Origin of the sequence: Catenovulum adriaticum (assembly GCF_026725475.1) — a bacterium.
GTDB classification, from domain to species: Bacteria; Pseudomonadota; Gammaproteobacteria; order Enterobacterales; family Alteromonadaceae; genus Catenovulum; species Catenovulum adriaticum.
Genome location: NZ_CP109966.1, coordinates 390,134 through 406,595, shown reverse-complemented (window position 1 = coordinate 406,595; position 16,462 = coordinate 390,134). Strand labels below are relative to the sequence as shown.

Sequence of the window (16,462 nt, the reverse complement as noted above, 5' to 3'; positions counted from 1 at the left end):
GATATTATTTTTTAGCTTCAATTTGCCACTGACCGCCAGTGACCTCAAAGTTCAGATATTTATCATCCGCATTGATAAATTTAACGCCATCAATCGGTTTTGCTTTTGACCAGAAAGACTTATTTTTAGTCCAAACTTTTTGTTGATTTACCGTCACTTCATCAATCTCAAAATATTGTTTTGGAATACCAACAACAGCGGTTGTGCCTTTAGGCGAGCTTAATGAAATTTTAATGTCATCCGAGCTGCGGCTAATTTCAAAATCAATATCACCTTGCACACTTGGAACTAATTGTTTTATTTGTTTCATGTGGGCCATATTCGGCTTGATGTCAAAGGTTTTCCACGCCACCGAGGTAGGCGCAATCCCCGCAATATATTGACTTAGTACAGTCGCCGGTGCATTCCAGGCGTGGTTTTCAGTGCCGCCGCTAGGTAAATACTCAGCCAAAGTAGATAATGCTGGATTATTTACTTGCTTGGCGTAGCGGGTCTTCATTCGAGCTAAAGCATCGTCATAACGACCCGCTATTGCCATGGCGTTATAAACCATCCATTCAAAATGTGGGCTGGCAAAATGATTTGGTACTAAAACGTTATCAACAATTTGTTGGTACTGTTCTGGTTTGGCTAAACCAAATAAAATAGCAATAGCGTTGGCTCTGTCATCTTTTAGTTTGTTTGGTTTACTGCTATAGAAACCATCTTGCCAGTAGTATTTTTGATAAGCGGCTTTAATAGAGTCAATGCGCTGGTCATACATGGCAATATGAGTGTCATCACCCAGCGCTTTTGCCATTTTACGTGCAGATACTAAGGCACTGTAATAAAGCGCATTTTGAATTACATCGTAATCAATGGTGTCTTGCGGGCCCCAGTCGGTCCATTTCCATGCACCACTTCTAAACGTGGCTAAACCATTATCTTTAATGCCCCAAAGTTCTAGATACTTATGTACATACGGATATGCGTATTCAAGCGTTTCTAAATCGCCGGTGTTGTAGTAATAATGCCAAATCCCTTGCTCAATAAATTGCAGGCTTTGCGCTGGTAATTCGCGGAAACGGCCCGGACCTAAACCCGCGAAAATACCTGATTCAGAATCACTAAAAGCCATGGTCACTTTAATGGCTTTTTTCAATAAATCGCGACCGGGTTTATCCATTGAATAGAATAAATAACTGGCTTGGTCGGCAACATCACCAATCCATAAACCGCGCTCTCTATCCGGTGTGTCCATAAAATTATCACGGGCACAAATGTATAAAGTGTTCTCTGCCATTTGCCAAATGCGTGAGTACCAATCATCGTCAGACTCAAAATGACCGGGAGTTGCACCCACACCCGTCCAGCGATATTTTAAGCCATGCACTTTAACGCCTTTTGGAATGGTATATTCGATAATGCGAGCGTTCATCCAAGACAAAGATTCAAACTGCTGTCGACCTTGTTTGGTGGTGTAGTCGGTTTGAATGGTATTTAAACGCATATTAGATTTGATATGAATATTTAAGCCAGCGTCCGCTTCAATATCAAAATATGGGGTGATGTTTTTATTAAAATCTAACTTACATTTAATTTTTTTTCCGTCGCTGACAAAAGGGAAAGCTGAATCTGGGAAATTGCTACAATTGGCTAAACCATAATCATTTAAAATTGGAATTTCACTTGGATATAGTTCATAAAAAGGGGCTCGTGGTGGACGATGCATGCTTTTGGCCGGTTTCCATGCTGAGTCGTCATAACCTGGCATGTACCAAGCCTGATCACTCCAGTCATTCATGTCTTTTCGGGCATCATATTTAACACTCCATGCGGCAACCCGACGGTGTTTTTCTTTCTCCACAGGTTGGTATGCATTGTGTTCTTTAGCTTTCCAAGAGGCATCTGAAATTATAGTTTGTTCACCGACCTTAGCTTGAAAAATAAAACCAGCGATTCTAGCAGAGATATGCGTGCCTTTATCGCCATTGGCGCCGTAATACCAACCTAAAGCAGCAATGGTGTTTTTACCCGGTTTTAAATACTCGCTGATATCGACTTCGTCGTAATATTTATTAGACGCGATTGGGAAACTATCGACTCGAGGAGAAGCTTTAACAGGTGATGGCCCGCCAGTATAACTGCCTTCAAACACGACCATTTCACCATTGATCCACAACCAATATTTGGTATCGGCGCTGATATAGGCGGTGGCTGTATCGCTTAATTCTTCAACATTAACCTCTTTGCGCAGAGCCACCCAAGAGTTTGGTTTGCCAATTTTTTGCGGTGTCCAAATCCACTCCGCTTGCCAGTTTATTGCCATGACCTGAGTCGAAAATATTAAAAATAAACTACTGAAAATGAGACGATTAAAAACCTTAATATATTTCATTATTTTACCTAACTATTTATTAATATAGATTGATGAGATTAATTCAGTTGCTATTTAAACAAGGGGCAAACCTTATCGGTTAGAAAATAAATTAATCACTTTTAATCAGAAAAGGCCGTTAGTTTTAAAATTGATACCCATTAACCGTCATAATTTTCTTATCTTTAATTTTTGTCATCTCAAATTTAAGTTTAATTAATGTGTAAAAAACCTAGAATAGGCTCATCTTCCGTTGTAATACTTGAGGTGGATGTTAAAATAATTTAAATTTATGCTTATTTGGTTGTGGCTGAAAAAAGCTTAAAAGGAGCAAATTAATTCATACCCGCTCAAGTACCCGCTCAAGCCCTTTCTGACACAGGGCTGACTGACATTTTGTTTGTTTCATTACAAATAATAGTGGGTGAGATTTAACTCAGTAAGAGGCATTGCATTGACGTTAAAAAATAATTTAGTCAATAAAAATAACAAGGCAATTGAAAACACCTCTCAACAATTTATTCAGCTATTTGAAGCGGATCGCAAACGCATTTACGCTTATATATACGCTTATGTGATGGACAAAAGTGCGGCTGATGATATTTTTCAAGAAACCAGCATTATTTTGTGGCGAGAATTTGAGAAGTTTGAGCCCCATACCAGCTTTTCTAAATGGGCGAATGGTATTGTATTTAACCGAGTCAGGGTATATCGGCGCCAAAACAATAAGCTCTCTTATGGTTTGAGCGAATCATTAATGAATGAAATTGCAGACGCTGGTACTTTTGACAGCAGCTCAGAGCAGCGCTGGAATATATTAGAGTCATGCCGTGCTCAATTGTTAGCAGCCGATCAAATTTTATATGAAAACTTTTACCTTAAGAACTTAAAAGCCCAAGAAATAGCTGACAAAACGGGACGTTCTATATTCGCCATTCGTAAATCGGTGCATAAACTCAGAAAAAAACTGTTTGACTGTGTTGACCGCAAAAAGCATGAGGGTTTATTTTGAACCGTACAGACAAATATGAAGACATTCGGGCAATTGCTGATGCAGTTTGCAACGACACCGTCACTGCTGAACAAACAAAACAACTAGAAAAATTATTAAGCGGTAATCCACAAGCGCAAAAATTTTACCATGAGTATATTGAAATGCATGTTCAGATGCTTGCTGACTCAGTCCCCACGATGGAAGTGGTTCGCAGGCGCATGCAGGTAGATGAAGTGTTAATTCGCCCAGTTGGTCAACAAGAATACCCCGAGGTTAATCAAGTTTCACCCGTTTTGGATGGGGCGATAAAATTGCCGACAACGCATAAATCTCAGCTTAAAAAACCTGCTTACCTTCAATGGCTGGTTATTATTAGCGGTCTATTGAGCATAATGTTGGCGGTTATTGTATTTATATTTGGACTAGCTGATTCAGAGGATACTAACTTAGCTGAGATTATTGACGGCCGGTTGAGTATTGTCGGAGCCGGAAGTATTCACAATAATAAATTGACCTCCGGTGTTTATTACACCGAAAAAACCACCCAGTTAACACTAAAATCGGGTGAACAATTATCGTTAGCTGAGCAAACAGAAATTAAGTTTTATAATGATAAAGAAATCGAGTTAAGAACAGGTAAATTGTCTGTCGATGAGGCAGCTGGCAGTTACCTTGTTGTCTCTGGGCCTAATTTTAAAGTGCGATCAGAGGGATCAACTTTGACGGTGGACTTAACACATGAGTTACCTCAGATTACCACAGGGAAAAATACAGCTTTAATACCTGCACGTTGGCGCCCAAATCATTTTTGGTCATTTAATGGGCTGGGTGATCAAGCTCAAGATTTTGCGGGGAACTCCGCTGGTATACCCAGTAAAGGTGCTGTTAGAGTAAATGGTTTAGTGGGAAGTGGTGCTTTTCAGTTTGATAACACAAAAGATGCTCGAATTAACGTGGGTAGTGGGGGCGGTACTGCGCCTGCCACGGGTAGCTTTTCGGTGATTGATGGTGTGACAATAGAAGCGCTGATCGTACCTGAATATAATGGTGTGACTTTCCCTGGTCGTCAACACGGCGAAATAGATGAAATATTTAGAAAAGATCAGGATGATAAAGAGCATCGAATGTTACTGAGTTTTCAAAACGATAAAGGCAAAACTATGCTCAAACCTGAAGGTGATTTTGATGAGTCGTTAAGTTTTGGGCTTTATTTAGTGGGTCAAGGTTATCACGAATTAAAACTGCCCTTAGATGGCAAAGAAAATCGTCCCACTCTAGCTGAGCTTAAAGATGGCAAGGCGCATCATGTGGTGGCGACTTACGATGTGAAGTCGGGTTTGAAAGCTATTTATCTTGATGGTCAGATGCTCGCTTATTATCAATATCCGCCTGGCTCTAAAATGTTAAGTGGGGGATCAGGCATTGCCAATATTGGCAATTCGCCTAACGCGACAGGCCATGCCGGCGAAGCTTTCAAAGGCATTATTGATGAAGTTGCGTTTTACGATTTTGCTTTGCCTGAATATATGGTGAATCAACATTACCAATACTTTCAGCAGGGCAGGGATTATTATGGCTTTAAAAGTAATCGCGATACTTTACCAAAAGAAATTGAAATTCAACTGCCAGCGTATCAAACGATTGTGCTGGACCCGTTAACTGGCTTACCAGCGACAACTAAAGAAGATTAACTAACCTCAACTCGGTTTAATGATTATGTTTTACCCCGAGTTGAGGTTAATTGTGTTTCAGTCAGCGAAGCTGAGATTATGTCAGTTTCACTGTTTTTAAGGCTGTCGAGACATAAATTTATCTTGTATTAAGATTAAATGCTTTTAGCTTTTTGCTCGTACAGTAAATAAGGTATCTAAATCTCGTAATAAATAAAGTGCAAAACAAGCTGCCCACATAGGCCATGCTGCAAAAAACAACATATTGTCAAAAGGTTCTAAGTATCTTGGGAATGAAAATAAAGTTGAGGCACCATGTAATATAAAGATAAGGCCATAACTAATTCGTTTTTTAAACCCTGCCAAAAATGAAAATACTAAGATGGCTTGTACAATACCAATCACATAAGTTAACGATATGCTTAATCCGTCAATGGCATAGAAGGATTTAAATATGGCTATGTTGTGTGAAGGGTTAATAAATTTATCTATCATCCAGACAAACATCACGATAAATACCCCTAAACGCAGTGCAAACAAACTGATTTGAATCGACTTTACCTGTTGTTGACTAATTTGAGTTGAGTTATCCATTTTACGTCCTAACATAATTTTAATGATTGAGCTGCACACAGACCTGATGAAACAAAATATAATTTCATCCTAATACATTTGTTTAATTGAATTTTTTTGAAATTTACCCAGTCGCTATACGGTCACTTGTATATATCCGCTTTTAATTATCACTTTTCTTACATAAAAGCGCTTAAATAAAAACTCGAATAATGACAGGGTTGCAGATGCAAACACAGAAACACACATTTATCTTATCAATTTTGGCTTATACGATATCGTCGACCGTTCAAGCCCAACAAGTTGAAACCTCAAGTATTGAGGTTATTGAAGTTTTAGGCAGTCAAGGTGGCTCGCGGCTGAACCAAAAAAATGCGCTGGTTTCAGGGCCTTTCGGTGAAGGTGTGAGCGCGATAGAAATTCCAAGAGCTTTGACTAGCTTAAGCCAAGAGGCTATGGCCGCACTTAATATTAATGATTTGCATGATGTTTTAGCGGTAACGCCTAACAGTTATGCTGCTAGTGGGTTTGGTAATCCGAGTTTACCGAGTTTGCGTGGACAATTGGGCGATTTATTTCAAGATGGGATGCGCCGCCAAGCAGGTAATAATGGATTTGGTATTCCTTTATCATTTAATTCGGTTGAGCAATTAGATATTGTAAAAGGGCCTGCGCCTGTATTGCTAGGGACAACGCAGCGTAATGGCGGCTTTGTTAACATGGTTTCAAAACGCGCTCATTTAAAAAAATCCTTTGGTCAGCTTAAATTATCTGCAGCACGTTGGGACCAATACTCAGCTCAGCTGGATTATAGCTATGCTTTTGAGCCGGACAATAAAGCGTTTAGAGTGAGTTATGAACACCAAGATAAAGGCAGTTTTTACGATTACAGCCAATTTATCAGTGATAGTTTTTTTATGGCCTACGCCCAGCAATTTGATGCTGATACCAGTTGGGATATTAATTTTGAAGTTTATCAGGTGGACTATACTGATAATGCGGGCATTAACCGCCCAACCCAGGCATTAATTGATGATGGTTTGTATATTCAAGGGCAAGGTCAGCAACCTAATGGCAGTTTTGTTCCCGGCGCGGGCGCGGTTATTTCACCAACAGGCTTGATTAAAATACCGCGTAGTCAAGTGTATACCCACCCCAATGACAAAAACGATGCAAGCACTTATCTATTACATAGCCATTATAAAACGGTATTAAATAATGGACTTAGCTTTAGAAATTTAACTTATTATCAGTATTTAGAGCGTGAGGAAATTGCACAAAATAGTTTTGTTGAGATTATTGATGGGGCGCATACATTTGAAAATCGAAGTGAATTGGATCTGCATTGGAACTTAGCGCATATTTCAACTTTTGCATTGGATATACGATACAACAATGTACTTGGCTACAGCCAATTTACCACAGAAGCTGATAACCCGGTTGATTTAACCGGGCCTTTATCTAACCGTGAAATTCCGTTAACCGAGTCGCAAAAAGATCGTTTGATTGAATTGCGGCCCGGCGTTTTTGTTTCTCCGGGTGGGCAGTATGATCTTGATAATGATGGAGTAGGCGATTTTTCTTTGTCAGACACGACCGATTCAAAAAGCTTGCAAATTGGCTTAGTTTGGCAACACAAAGCGCAGTTAAGTGAATATTTGAATTTGGACTTGGGTTACCGAAGTGATTTTTATGATGTGCAAGCACAAGACCCCTTGGCGCCATCTGGGGTTGTTGCTGCAAAAGATGAGACTCAAGCATGGTTACAATCTTACCAAGCGAGTTTAAGTTATCAATTATCTCAAACATTTAATACCTACATGAGCTACAGCAATAACGATTCAACTTCAAATAGTATGGCGGGTGGTAATGTTCTCGGGGGCGATAATTTAATTAGTCGTCAAAACTTTGCAACTGAAAACAAATTATACGAACTTGGGTTTAAATATGCACCGTTCGAGTCTAATTGGTATTTTGATGCTGCCATTTTTGAGCAAACCCGTAGTTTAAGAAACCAAGATGGCAGTAATACCGGTATTAAAACACAAGGCGCTGAGACACAAGTTTGGCACACAGATGAAAGTTATTGGTTTAATCTGAGCTATAGTTATTTAGATGCTCGTTATAATGACTCCACCTCAGCACAAGAAACTCGCCAAATATCAGATGCATTTGATAATTCAAGGCCTGATATTATTCAAGGAACGGCTGGCGGTTCACCCGCATACACAGTTTTTGCTGCATCTAATGCTAAAGTTCAGGGCATACCTTCGCAAATGGTGAGTTTAAATGGCGCGGTGTGGATAACGCCTAAATGGCAATTGGGGACATCTTTAGTTTATACAAAGTCTTATCCGTTGGATTATCTCGGAACAGTCAATATTCGTGATCAACATAGTCTTAATTTAAATACCCGTTATCGGCTAAGTGATTTAGCAAATATTCGTTTAGATGTGATTAACGCAAGTGATCAAGAAAACTGGCAGCCTGTTTTTGAAGGGGGTTATTTTGGCGCAACCTTAGTGATGCCCAATGAGCCTATTCACGCCAAAGTGAGTTTTGAACAAAAATTTTAACACGCGCCTGTTTATTTGCGTTTGAACTCAATTAGCTTGAACTCAATTAATTAAAGAGCCTTATATGTTTAAAAAAATATTGTTAATTTTGATTATTTTCAGTGCGGTATTGGGTTTTTTCCATTATGACTTGCACACCTTATTAACCTTAGATGGTTTAAAGTCGTCGATGGCAGAATTTGATCAGCAAAAAGCCAAAACACCGTTTTTAGTTATTACCGCGTTTTTTGTCTTTTATGTCTTAATTACCGCGCTTTCATTACCCGGCGCTGCCATTTTAACGTTAGCGGCAGGTGCCTTATTTGGATTAGTTGAAGGCTTAATTATTGTTTCATTTGCCAGCAGTATTGGTGCGTTATTAGCCTTTTTAGTTGCGCGCTTTATTTTACGAAATACGGTAAAAAATAAATTCCCTGAAAAGCTCAAAGCGATTGATGAAGGGGTAAAAAGAGAAGGAGCTTTTTATTTATTTACGCTGCGTTTAGTGCCTGTATTTCCGTTTTTTTTAATTAACTTGTTAATGGGTTTAACCGCAATTCGCAGCTGGACATTTTATTGGGTCAGTCAGGTAGGTATGTTGGCCGGCACTGTGGTTTATGTTAACGCGGGCACTCAGCTTGCCGAGCTCGAAAGTTTGTCAGGCATTTTGTCGCCCACTTTAATATTGTCGTTTGTTTTATTGGGAATATTTCCGTGGTTGGCTAAAGGATTGATCGCGTTAATAAACCGCCAAAAAGTGTATTTAGGTTATCGTAAACCAAAAAGGTATGACCGAAACTTAATTGTGATTGGTGCGGGCGCGGGTGGTTTAGTCAGCAGCTATATTGGCGCAGCGGTTAAAGCAAAAGTCACCTTAGTTGAAGCGGGCGAAATGGGCGGCGATTGTTTAAATTACGGCTGCGTGCCAAGCAAAGCGATTATTAAGTCTGCTAAATTGGCCTATCAACAAAAACATGCCGACCAATATGGATTAACGCCAAGTAATGCACCATTCTCGTTTAAAAACGTGATGCAAAGAGTCCATCGCGTGATATCAGAGGTAGCACCTCATGATAGTGTAGAACGTTACACTAATTTAGGCGTGGACGTACAAAAGGGTTATGCCAATATTATTGATCCTTGGACGGTTGAAATTGCGCTAAACGATGGCTCAAAACAAACCTTAACCAGTAAAAATATTGTTATCGCCACGGGCGCTCGACCTTTTGTTCCGCCATTACCGGGTTTAGATGAGGTGGGCTATTTAACATCGGATACCTTATGGCAAGCTTATGCTGAACTTGACGAAGTGCCAAAACGCATCGTGGTGTTAGGCGGTGGCCCTATTGGCTGCGAATTAGCGCAAGCCTTTGCTCGATTAGGCAGTGAAGTGACTCAAGTTGAAATGGCTGATCGTATTATGCTGCGTGAAGATCCTGAAGTGTCTGAATTAGCTGAAAAAACACTGCAAAAATCAGGCGTTAATATTTTAACGGGTCATAAAGCAAAGGCTTGCCGTATTGAAAACGGTCAAAAAGTGATTCAGTTAGAAACCGAATCAGGTGAAAAAAATATTGAGTTTGATTCACTCATTTGTGCGGTAGGGCGTTCGGCTCGTTTAGAAGGTTTTGGCTTACAAGCGCTTGGCATAGAGACAGGACGAACCATTAAAACCAATGAATATTTGCAAACCAAATACCCTAATATTTTTGCAGTCGGTGATGTCGTTGGTCCTTATCAGTTTACCCATGTTGCAGGGCATCAGGCTTGGTACGCGGCGGTTAATGCTTTATTTGGTCGCTTTAAAAGATTTAAAGTAGATTACCGAGTGATTCCATGGACCACATTTATTGATCCTGAAGTGGCGCGGGTTGGCTTAAATGAAACGCAAGCCAAAGAAAAAGGCATTGCTTATGAAGTCACGCGTTTTGACCTTGCTGAGTTAGACAGGGCAATCGCCGAAAGCTCAACCACGGGCTTTATAAAAGTATTAACTCCGCCCGGTAAAGACACGATTTTAGGCGTGACTTTAGTCAGTGAATATGGCGGTGATATTTTAGCTGAATTTGTATTAGCGATGAAACACGGTTTAGGGCTAAATAAAGTATTGGGCACTATTCATGCTTACCCTACATGGGCTGAAGTAAATAAATACGCCGCAGGTGAATGGAAGCGCGCGAATGCGCCACAAACATTATTAAACTGGGTAGAAAAATATCACCGTTGGATGCGCAGCTAATGAAGATAAAATATCTGTTAAGTTTGTGCCTGATATTGAGTTTTTACTCAAAAGCACAGGCTGAAGACAATCAAGATTTGCATTTATTATGGGATCAAATTTTAGCTCAGCATGTTGTGAAAATAGCAGGTGGCCATGCAACACAATTTAATTATCAGGCTCTGGCACAGCAACCGGATCGATTGGATCGTTATTTAAATTCGCTATCGGCAGTCAGTCATAAACGTTTTAAGCAATGGCACAAAAATAAACAATTAGCTTTTTTGTTGAATGCTTATAATGCTTTTACCGTAAAATGGATTATTAAGCACTATCCGGTAGATTCTATTCGAGATACCGGCGGCTTTTTTTCGTCGCCTTGGTCTAAAACCTTTATTTCGTTATTAGGGCAAACGGTCAGTTTAGATACAATTGAGCACGAATGGATCCGCGGCAATGGGCAATTTAACGAGCCCAGAATTCATTTTGCGGTTAATTGCGCCAGTGTTGGTTGCCCCGCTCTACGTGAACAAGCTTACCGAGCTGTGCAATTAAATCAACAATTAGAAGCGCAAACGGTGCGCTTTATGTCAGACAGTTCACGTAACTATGCCAAAGGCAAAACCCTTTATTTTTCGTCGATATTTGACTGGTATGACAAGGATTTTGAACAAGGTTGGCAAGGGGTGAATAGCCTCTATCAGTTTGCGTTAAAATACAAAAATGAACTGGCTTTAAATCAAACTCAAATTAAACAAATAAAAGATGAATCTATATCGCTAGATTTTTTAAAATATGATTGGTCTTTAAATGATGTGAGCAAATGATGTTAGCGCGCAATAACAAAGGGTTGAATGCCCAACTTAATTTGCTTTTTTTTGTATTAACGCTGATTTTTTGTCAAGCAGCTCAGGCCACAGAAAAAGTTTATTTTTACGCTTGGGGCGGTAGCCCGCAAGTTAATCAATATTTGCAGTGGGCAAAACACACCTTACAAGCGCAAAAAAACATTGAGTTAATCCATGTTAAATTAACAGATACCAGTGATGCGGTTAGCCGGATATTGGCCGAAAAAGCCGCGGGAAATGACAAAAATGGCAGTGTCGACTTATTATGGGTTAATGGCGAAAATTTTGCGTCTATGCTTGAACATCAGTTATTAGCCGAGCCGTGGTTAGACGAATTAACACATTTTAAGTTAACCCGGCCAAAGCAAAATCCCGCAGTATTGAGAGATTTTGGAATGGATACCCAAAAGCGAGAAGCGCCTTGGGGTAAGGCTTCTTTGGTGTTTTATTATCACTCGGGTTTGGTCGCTAAGCCACCCAAAACCTTAGCTGAAATCATGCAATGGCTTAAACAATATCCGCATCGTTTTACTTATCCTAAACCACCTGATTTTTATGCAAACAGCTTTTTAAAATATGCCATTAGTGTGCTTAATCAAACGCAACCAGAAGCAATTCAACAAATGCTTTATCAACCCGTCAATAATAAAAGTTTTGATCAATTGAGTAAGCCGTTATGGCAATTTTTGGATAAATTGCATCCTCACTTATGGAGAAAAGGGCAGTACTTTCCATCAAGTGGTGCGCAAATGCAGCGCTTAATTGACGATCAAGAAATTTATTTATCTTTTACTTTTACCGCGGCTGAAATTCCTGCTGCGGTTAAGCAGTATAACTTGCCGCGTAAAGTGAGAACTTATGTAATGCAAGATGGCAGCTTAAGTAACATTCATTTTGTGGCTATTCCTTTTAATGCCCGACATAAACAAGCGGCTAAGCAAGTAGCCGATTTTTTATTATCGCCGCAAGCGCAGGCAAAAAAACAACAAATTGATATTTGGGGCGATCAAACGGTATTAGATATGGCGGCGCTTTCCAAACAGCAACAACGATTATTTGTGCAAAACCAAGCCCATCCGTCTGCTTTGCCTACAGATGCAAAGGTTAAGTTGTTAAGTGAACTGCATCCAAGTTGGGTTAGCCGTTTAAATCGTGAATGGTTAAAACGGTATGGGGTGCAATAATGTCGTTAGTTTATTATTTGTTATCGGCTTTAAGTCGACCCGTTTTGCTATTGCTTATTACTTTACCGGTAGGTGCTGGGCTATTTGGCGTTGTGTTGCCTGCCTTTAATTATTTTCCGGCGCTGGGGCGAGATGAATTTTCGTTGCAGGTATTTCAGCAATTATTCACAACCCCAGGCCTAGATAAAATGCTGAGTTTAAGCTTGTTTTGTGGCTTAGTATCAACATTAATTGCGTTTAAATTAAATATTTTAATTTTGGCAACTTTTTATCAAAGCCGGTGGTTAAAGCGCATTGAACACGTGCTTAGCCCTGTGCTGGCTGTGCCCCATGCGGCGGCTGCTATCGCGATTGCATTTTTGCTAACCCCCTCTGGCTGGTTTAATCGGTTAATATCCCCTTGGTTAACGGGCTCTGATGAAGTGACTAATAGCTTACTGCCAAATGATCCTTGGGGGATTTCTATTATTATTGGTTTAGTTTTTAAAGAGCTGCCATTTTTGCTGTTAATGAGTTTAAGTGTGTTAAAGCAAGCTAATTTAAAGCACAGATTAGCGCAAGAAACCACAGTTGCCGTGAGTTTAGGGTTAAAACCTGAAGCCGCTTTTATAAAAGTGTTATTACCTCAAATTTACCCTTTAATACGTTTACCTATTTTGGCTGTGTTGGCTTATGCCAGCGCGAGTGTTGAAATTCCGTATATTTTAGGACCCAACAATCCAGCAACTTTGGCTGTGGTGATTTTAAACTGGTTTAATCATTCAGATTTGAATTTACGATTTGTAGCCAGTGCCGCAGCCTTATTGCAAACTTTAGTCACTTTAACGGCTATTTTGCTCTGGCTAATAGCTGAGCGTTTGTTTTGTCGCTATAAATCGTTTTTATTAAGCATCAATTTAAATCGTTTAAGTCAGTTTTATCGCATTTTGGCGTTTAGTTTTGTGGCTTTGTTTGTCATTGTTGTGGCTGTTTCTTTGGGTGGTTTGTTGGTGTGGTCATTTGCTGGTTTCTGGCCTTATCCTGATGCTTGGCCACAAGAGTTAACCTATTTGCATTGGCAGAATGCATTGACTCAATTGCATGAACCTATTTTAAATAGTGTCAAAATGGCACTGGCAAGTAGCGGACTTGCACTTTTATTCAGTTTATTTACCCTAGAATCAGCAGCGAATAAACATAAATTAGCGGGCGGCCATTGGTTAGATATGCTTATTTATGTTCCTCTGTTGGTGCCCGGTGTGGCGTTTTTATTTGGTTTGTTATGGTTTCAACAAGCCTTTTTTAGTGAAGCTGTTTTTATTCCGGTTTTATTAAGCCACTTAATTTATGTTATTCCTTATGTGTATTTGTCTTTAGCGGTGAGCTATCAAAATTTTAACCCTGCATTGATTAAAGTGGCTGCCAGTTTAGGCGCCAAACCTTGCAAAATATTCTGGCGAATAAAACTGCCACAAATGTTTGCTGCTATTATGGTGGCTTTTGCACTGGGGTTGGCGATTAGTTTGAGCCAATATCTACCTACATTGTTATCGGGTGGAGGGCGCTACGCGACATTAACCACAGAGGCAGTCGCATTAGCAAATGGCGCGAGCAGACGAACAAGTGCTGTATATGCCATATTACAAATGATATTACCTTTACTGGGTTTTATACTGGCAGCTTGGCTACCTAAGCTTATTTTTAATCCAGAAAACGCGCATAAAAAAGTCAATATCAGCACTCGTAAACAAGGCCAGCAAACATGACAGGACTTAATTTAAAAGCCGTTAGTATTAAGCTCGGTGAGAGAGAACTACTTTCGATTAATGAACAGGTTGCAAGCGGTGAAGTGCTAACCATTATGGGCCCCTCTGGGGTAGGAAAGTCGACATTATTAAGCTATGTCGCTGGCATGTTACCTGAAAACTTTACCGCAAGTGGTGAAGTGTGGTTAAGCAATCAACGAATTGATCATAAACCTGCGTGGCAGCGAAAAACCGGATTGCTGTTTCAAGATGCTTTGTTGTTTAATCATTTAAATGTGGCCGACAATATTGCTTTTGCCATGCCGGAACAAGGACTTAGCCGAAGCGATAAAAAAGCCAAAATTGAACAAGCGTTAGCACAAATGTCATTGATTGATTTAGCCGATGCCCCCGTACAGCAATTATCTGGCGGGCAACAAGCAAGAGTGGCTTTACTAAGAGTACTTTTTAGTCAGCCCAATGCTATTTTATTAGACGAAGCTTTTAGTAAGTTGGACAGCCAATTGAGGCAGTCGATTAGAGAATTAGTCTTTTTTGAAATTCGCCAACGTAAATTACCTGCGCTGATGGTGACTCACGATATTGAGGATGCAAAAGTCGCAGGCGGCCCGGTAATAGAGGTAAACACTTTATGTTAGATTCAACCATAACGCCTTTGGTTAAAGGCGTATTAACGCCGCTGGTCATGCTATTAAATAAATGCAAAATCACCGCAGACCAATTAACCATAACCGGATTTATAGTGGGTTTGTTAGTCATTCCTTTATTGGCGATGCAACATTGGTACGCTGCATTAGGCGTGATTGTTTTTAATCGGATTTTAGATGGTTTAGATGGTCAATTGGCACGTTATCAAAAAAGCAGTAACAGCGCCGGTGGCTTTTTAGACATTAGTTTAGATTTTTTATTTTATGCGGCTGTACCTTTAGGGTTTGCTTTGGCCGATCCAGTCAACAATGCGTTGCCAGCTGTGGTTTTGTTAGTGAGCTTTATTGGCACGGGCAGTAGCTTTTTAGCTTTTGCGATCGCCGCTGAAAAATATCAAATAGAGCGACCTCAGTTTAAATACAAAAGTTTTTATTATTTACACGGATTAACCGAAGGCACAGAAACCATTTTAATCTTTATCGCTTTTTGTATTTGGCCTGAACACTTTGCTGTACTGGCTTACCTGTTTGCTCTTGCCTGTTTTATTACTGTGTTTACTCGTATTTACGGTGGCTATAAAACCCTTAAACAAGTCACAGAAAAGGCATAAATTTTGACAGATTCAAGTTGGCGATTAAGCGTATTTTTGTTGGTTTTTATGGTTATGGCTTGCTGGCAAACCCTAAAACCAGCTCGCGATGCCCCATTAAAGCGTTGGCAACATTGGCAGGGCAATTTTTTATTACTATTTTGCTCAGCGCTGTTAGCGCGTTGGATTTTACCCGCGGGTTTAGCGGGCGTTGCTATTATGGCTCAAAATGCAGAGTGGGGGCTATTTAATCAAATAGCCGTCTCATCAACACTTGTTTTGATAAGCAGTTTGCTGTTACTCGATATGGCGATTTATTGGCAGCACAGGCTAATGCACAAAGTTCCTTTGCTGTGGCGGTTGCACAAAGTGCATCATGCCGATAGCCAAGTTGATGTGACCACCGGACTAAGATTCCATCCGCTCGAAATCATGTTAAGTTTATTTTATAAAGCTATTTTTGTATTGGTTTTGGGTGTGCCTGTTTATGCGGTGCTAGTGTTTGAGATTGGCTTAAACGCGTTTTCAGTATTTAACCATGCAAATATTCGGTTGCCTAAAAAACTAGATAACGGGTTGAGTTATTTGTTCATTACCCAAAGGTTGCACCGGATTCACCATAGCCAGCGCGTTAGTGAAACTAACTCTAATTATGGCTTTAGTGTTTCGTGGTGGGATAAGCTTTTCGCTAGCTTTACCCCGACTGCGCAAAAGACAGATCAAGATATTAAGTTAGGGCTTAGCCAGTATCCTCAAGCAGAAAAAACATCCAGTTTAAAAAGCATGCTAATGATGCCATTAGATAAAAAATAATCCCAACTCGCAATATTTATAAAAAAGGATTATGTCTAACAAACTTAATAGTAGGCTTTATTGTTACAGACTATCTGTTACTAATAATCAAACTCCGTAAATATCTCATCAAATAAATAGGATTATTTTTATTTAAAGGTGTCGATGGTAATCGTTTACTCTGATGTGTGCTCGGTTGCGATGGGGTAGTGGTAATTAATTGTATTTTTATAATTTTAAAACCTTTTTTTGGTGATTTTTAGCCTTTAAAGCAGATTTAATCCATCTTT

At 39.8% G+C, this 16,462-nt stretch carries 12 protein-coding genes; 10 read left to right on the top strand and 2 right to left on the bottom strand.

Going from position 1 to position 16,462, the window contains the following annotated elements; translation table 11 throughout:
* Nucleotides 1-4 precede the first annotated feature (4 nt).
* Nucleotides 5-2,377: an alpha-L-rhamnosidase-related protein gene (locus OLW01_RS15260; protein ID WP_268076379.1), complete on the bottom strand. Its 2,373-nt coding sequence runs from the start codon at nt 2,375-2,377 to the stop codon at nt 5-7.
* A 433-nt stretch (nt 2,378-2,810) separates the two neighbouring features.
* On the opposite strand from OLW01_RS15260, the gene OLW01_RS15255 reads away from it, so the two are divergent.
* Nucleotides 2,811-3,368, top strand: a complete 558-nt coding sequence (locus OLW01_RS15255; RefSeq protein WP_268076377.1) for a sigma-70 family RNA polymerase sigma factor — start codon at nt 2,811-2,813, stop codon at nt 3,366-3,368.
* Complete coding sequence (locus OLW01_RS15250; RefSeq protein WP_268076376.1) at nt 3,365-5,041, top strand: LamG-like jellyroll fold domain-containing protein; 1,677 nt, start codon at nt 3,365-3,367, stop codon at nt 5,039-5,041. Before OLW01_RS15255 ends, OLW01_RS15250 begins: the two co-directional genes overlap by 4 nt.
* Nucleotides 5,042-5,185: 144 nt before the next feature.
* Here the strand turns inward: OLW01_RS15250 and OLW01_RS15245 are convergent, their stop codons facing one another.
* On the bottom strand, nt 5,186-5,614 hold the full coding sequence (locus OLW01_RS15245) for a hypothetical protein (protein WP_268076375.1): 429 nt from the start codon (nt 5,612-5,614) through the stop codon (nt 5,186-5,188).
* Nucleotides 5,615-5,820: 206 nt separating this feature from the next.
* Between OLW01_RS15245 and OLW01_RS15240 the strand changes: the two genes are divergently transcribed.
* The 8 genes from OLW01_RS15240 (at nt 5,821) to OLW01_RS15205 (ending at nt 16,193) form a co-directional block, all read left to right on the top strand.
* Nucleotides 5,821-8,169: a TonB-dependent receptor gene (locus tag OLW01_RS15240; RefSeq protein ID WP_268076374.1), complete on the top strand. Its 2,349-nt coding sequence runs from the start codon at nt 5,821-5,823 to the stop codon at nt 8,167-8,169.
* A 64-nt stretch (nt 8,170-8,233) separates the two neighbouring features.
* Complete coding sequence (locus OLW01_RS15235; protein ID WP_268076373.1) at nt 8,234-10,387, top strand: dihydrolipoyl dehydrogenase family protein; 2,154 nt, start codon at nt 8,234-8,236, stop codon at nt 10,385-10,387.
* Entirely contained in the window at nt 10,387-11,193 is an 807-nt protein-coding gene (locus OLW01_RS15230; RefSeq protein ID WP_268076372.1) for a DUF547 domain-containing protein, read from the top strand. The genes OLW01_RS15235 and OLW01_RS15230 overlap by 1 nt, the downstream gene beginning before the upstream one ends.
* A complete protein-coding gene (locus OLW01_RS15225; RefSeq protein ID WP_268076370.1) occupies nt 11,190-12,398 on the top strand; it encodes an ABC transporter substrate-binding protein in 1,209 nt (402 codons plus the stop codon). Before OLW01_RS15230 ends, OLW01_RS15225 begins: the two co-directional genes overlap by 4 nt.
* The gene (locus tag OLW01_RS15220; RefSeq protein WP_268076369.1) at nt 12,398-14,143 is read left to right on the top strand and encodes an ABC transporter permease; all 1,746 of its coding nucleotides are present in this window, start codon (nt 12,398-12,400) and stop codon (nt 14,141-14,143) included. Before OLW01_RS15225 ends, OLW01_RS15220 begins: the two co-directional genes overlap by 1 nt.
* Nucleotides 14,140-14,781 (top strand): ATP-binding cassette domain-containing protein, encoded by a 642-nt coding sequence (locus OLW01_RS15215; RefSeq protein WP_268076368.1) that lies wholly within the window; start codon nt 14,140-14,142, stop codon nt 14,779-14,781. The genes OLW01_RS15220 and OLW01_RS15215 overlap by 4 nt, the downstream gene beginning before the upstream one ends.
* On the top strand, nt 14,775-15,401 hold the full coding sequence (locus OLW01_RS15210; protein WP_268076367.1) for a CDP-alcohol phosphatidyltransferase family protein: 627 nt from the start codon (nt 14,775-14,777) through the stop codon (nt 15,399-15,401). The genes OLW01_RS15215 and OLW01_RS15210 overlap by 7 nt, the downstream gene beginning before the upstream one ends.
* Nucleotides 15,402-16,193: a sterol desaturase family protein gene (locus tag OLW01_RS15205; protein WP_268076750.1), complete on the top strand. Its 792-nt coding sequence runs from the start codon at nt 15,402-15,404 to the stop codon at nt 16,191-16,193.
* Nucleotides 16,194-16,462 lie beyond the last annotated feature (269 nt).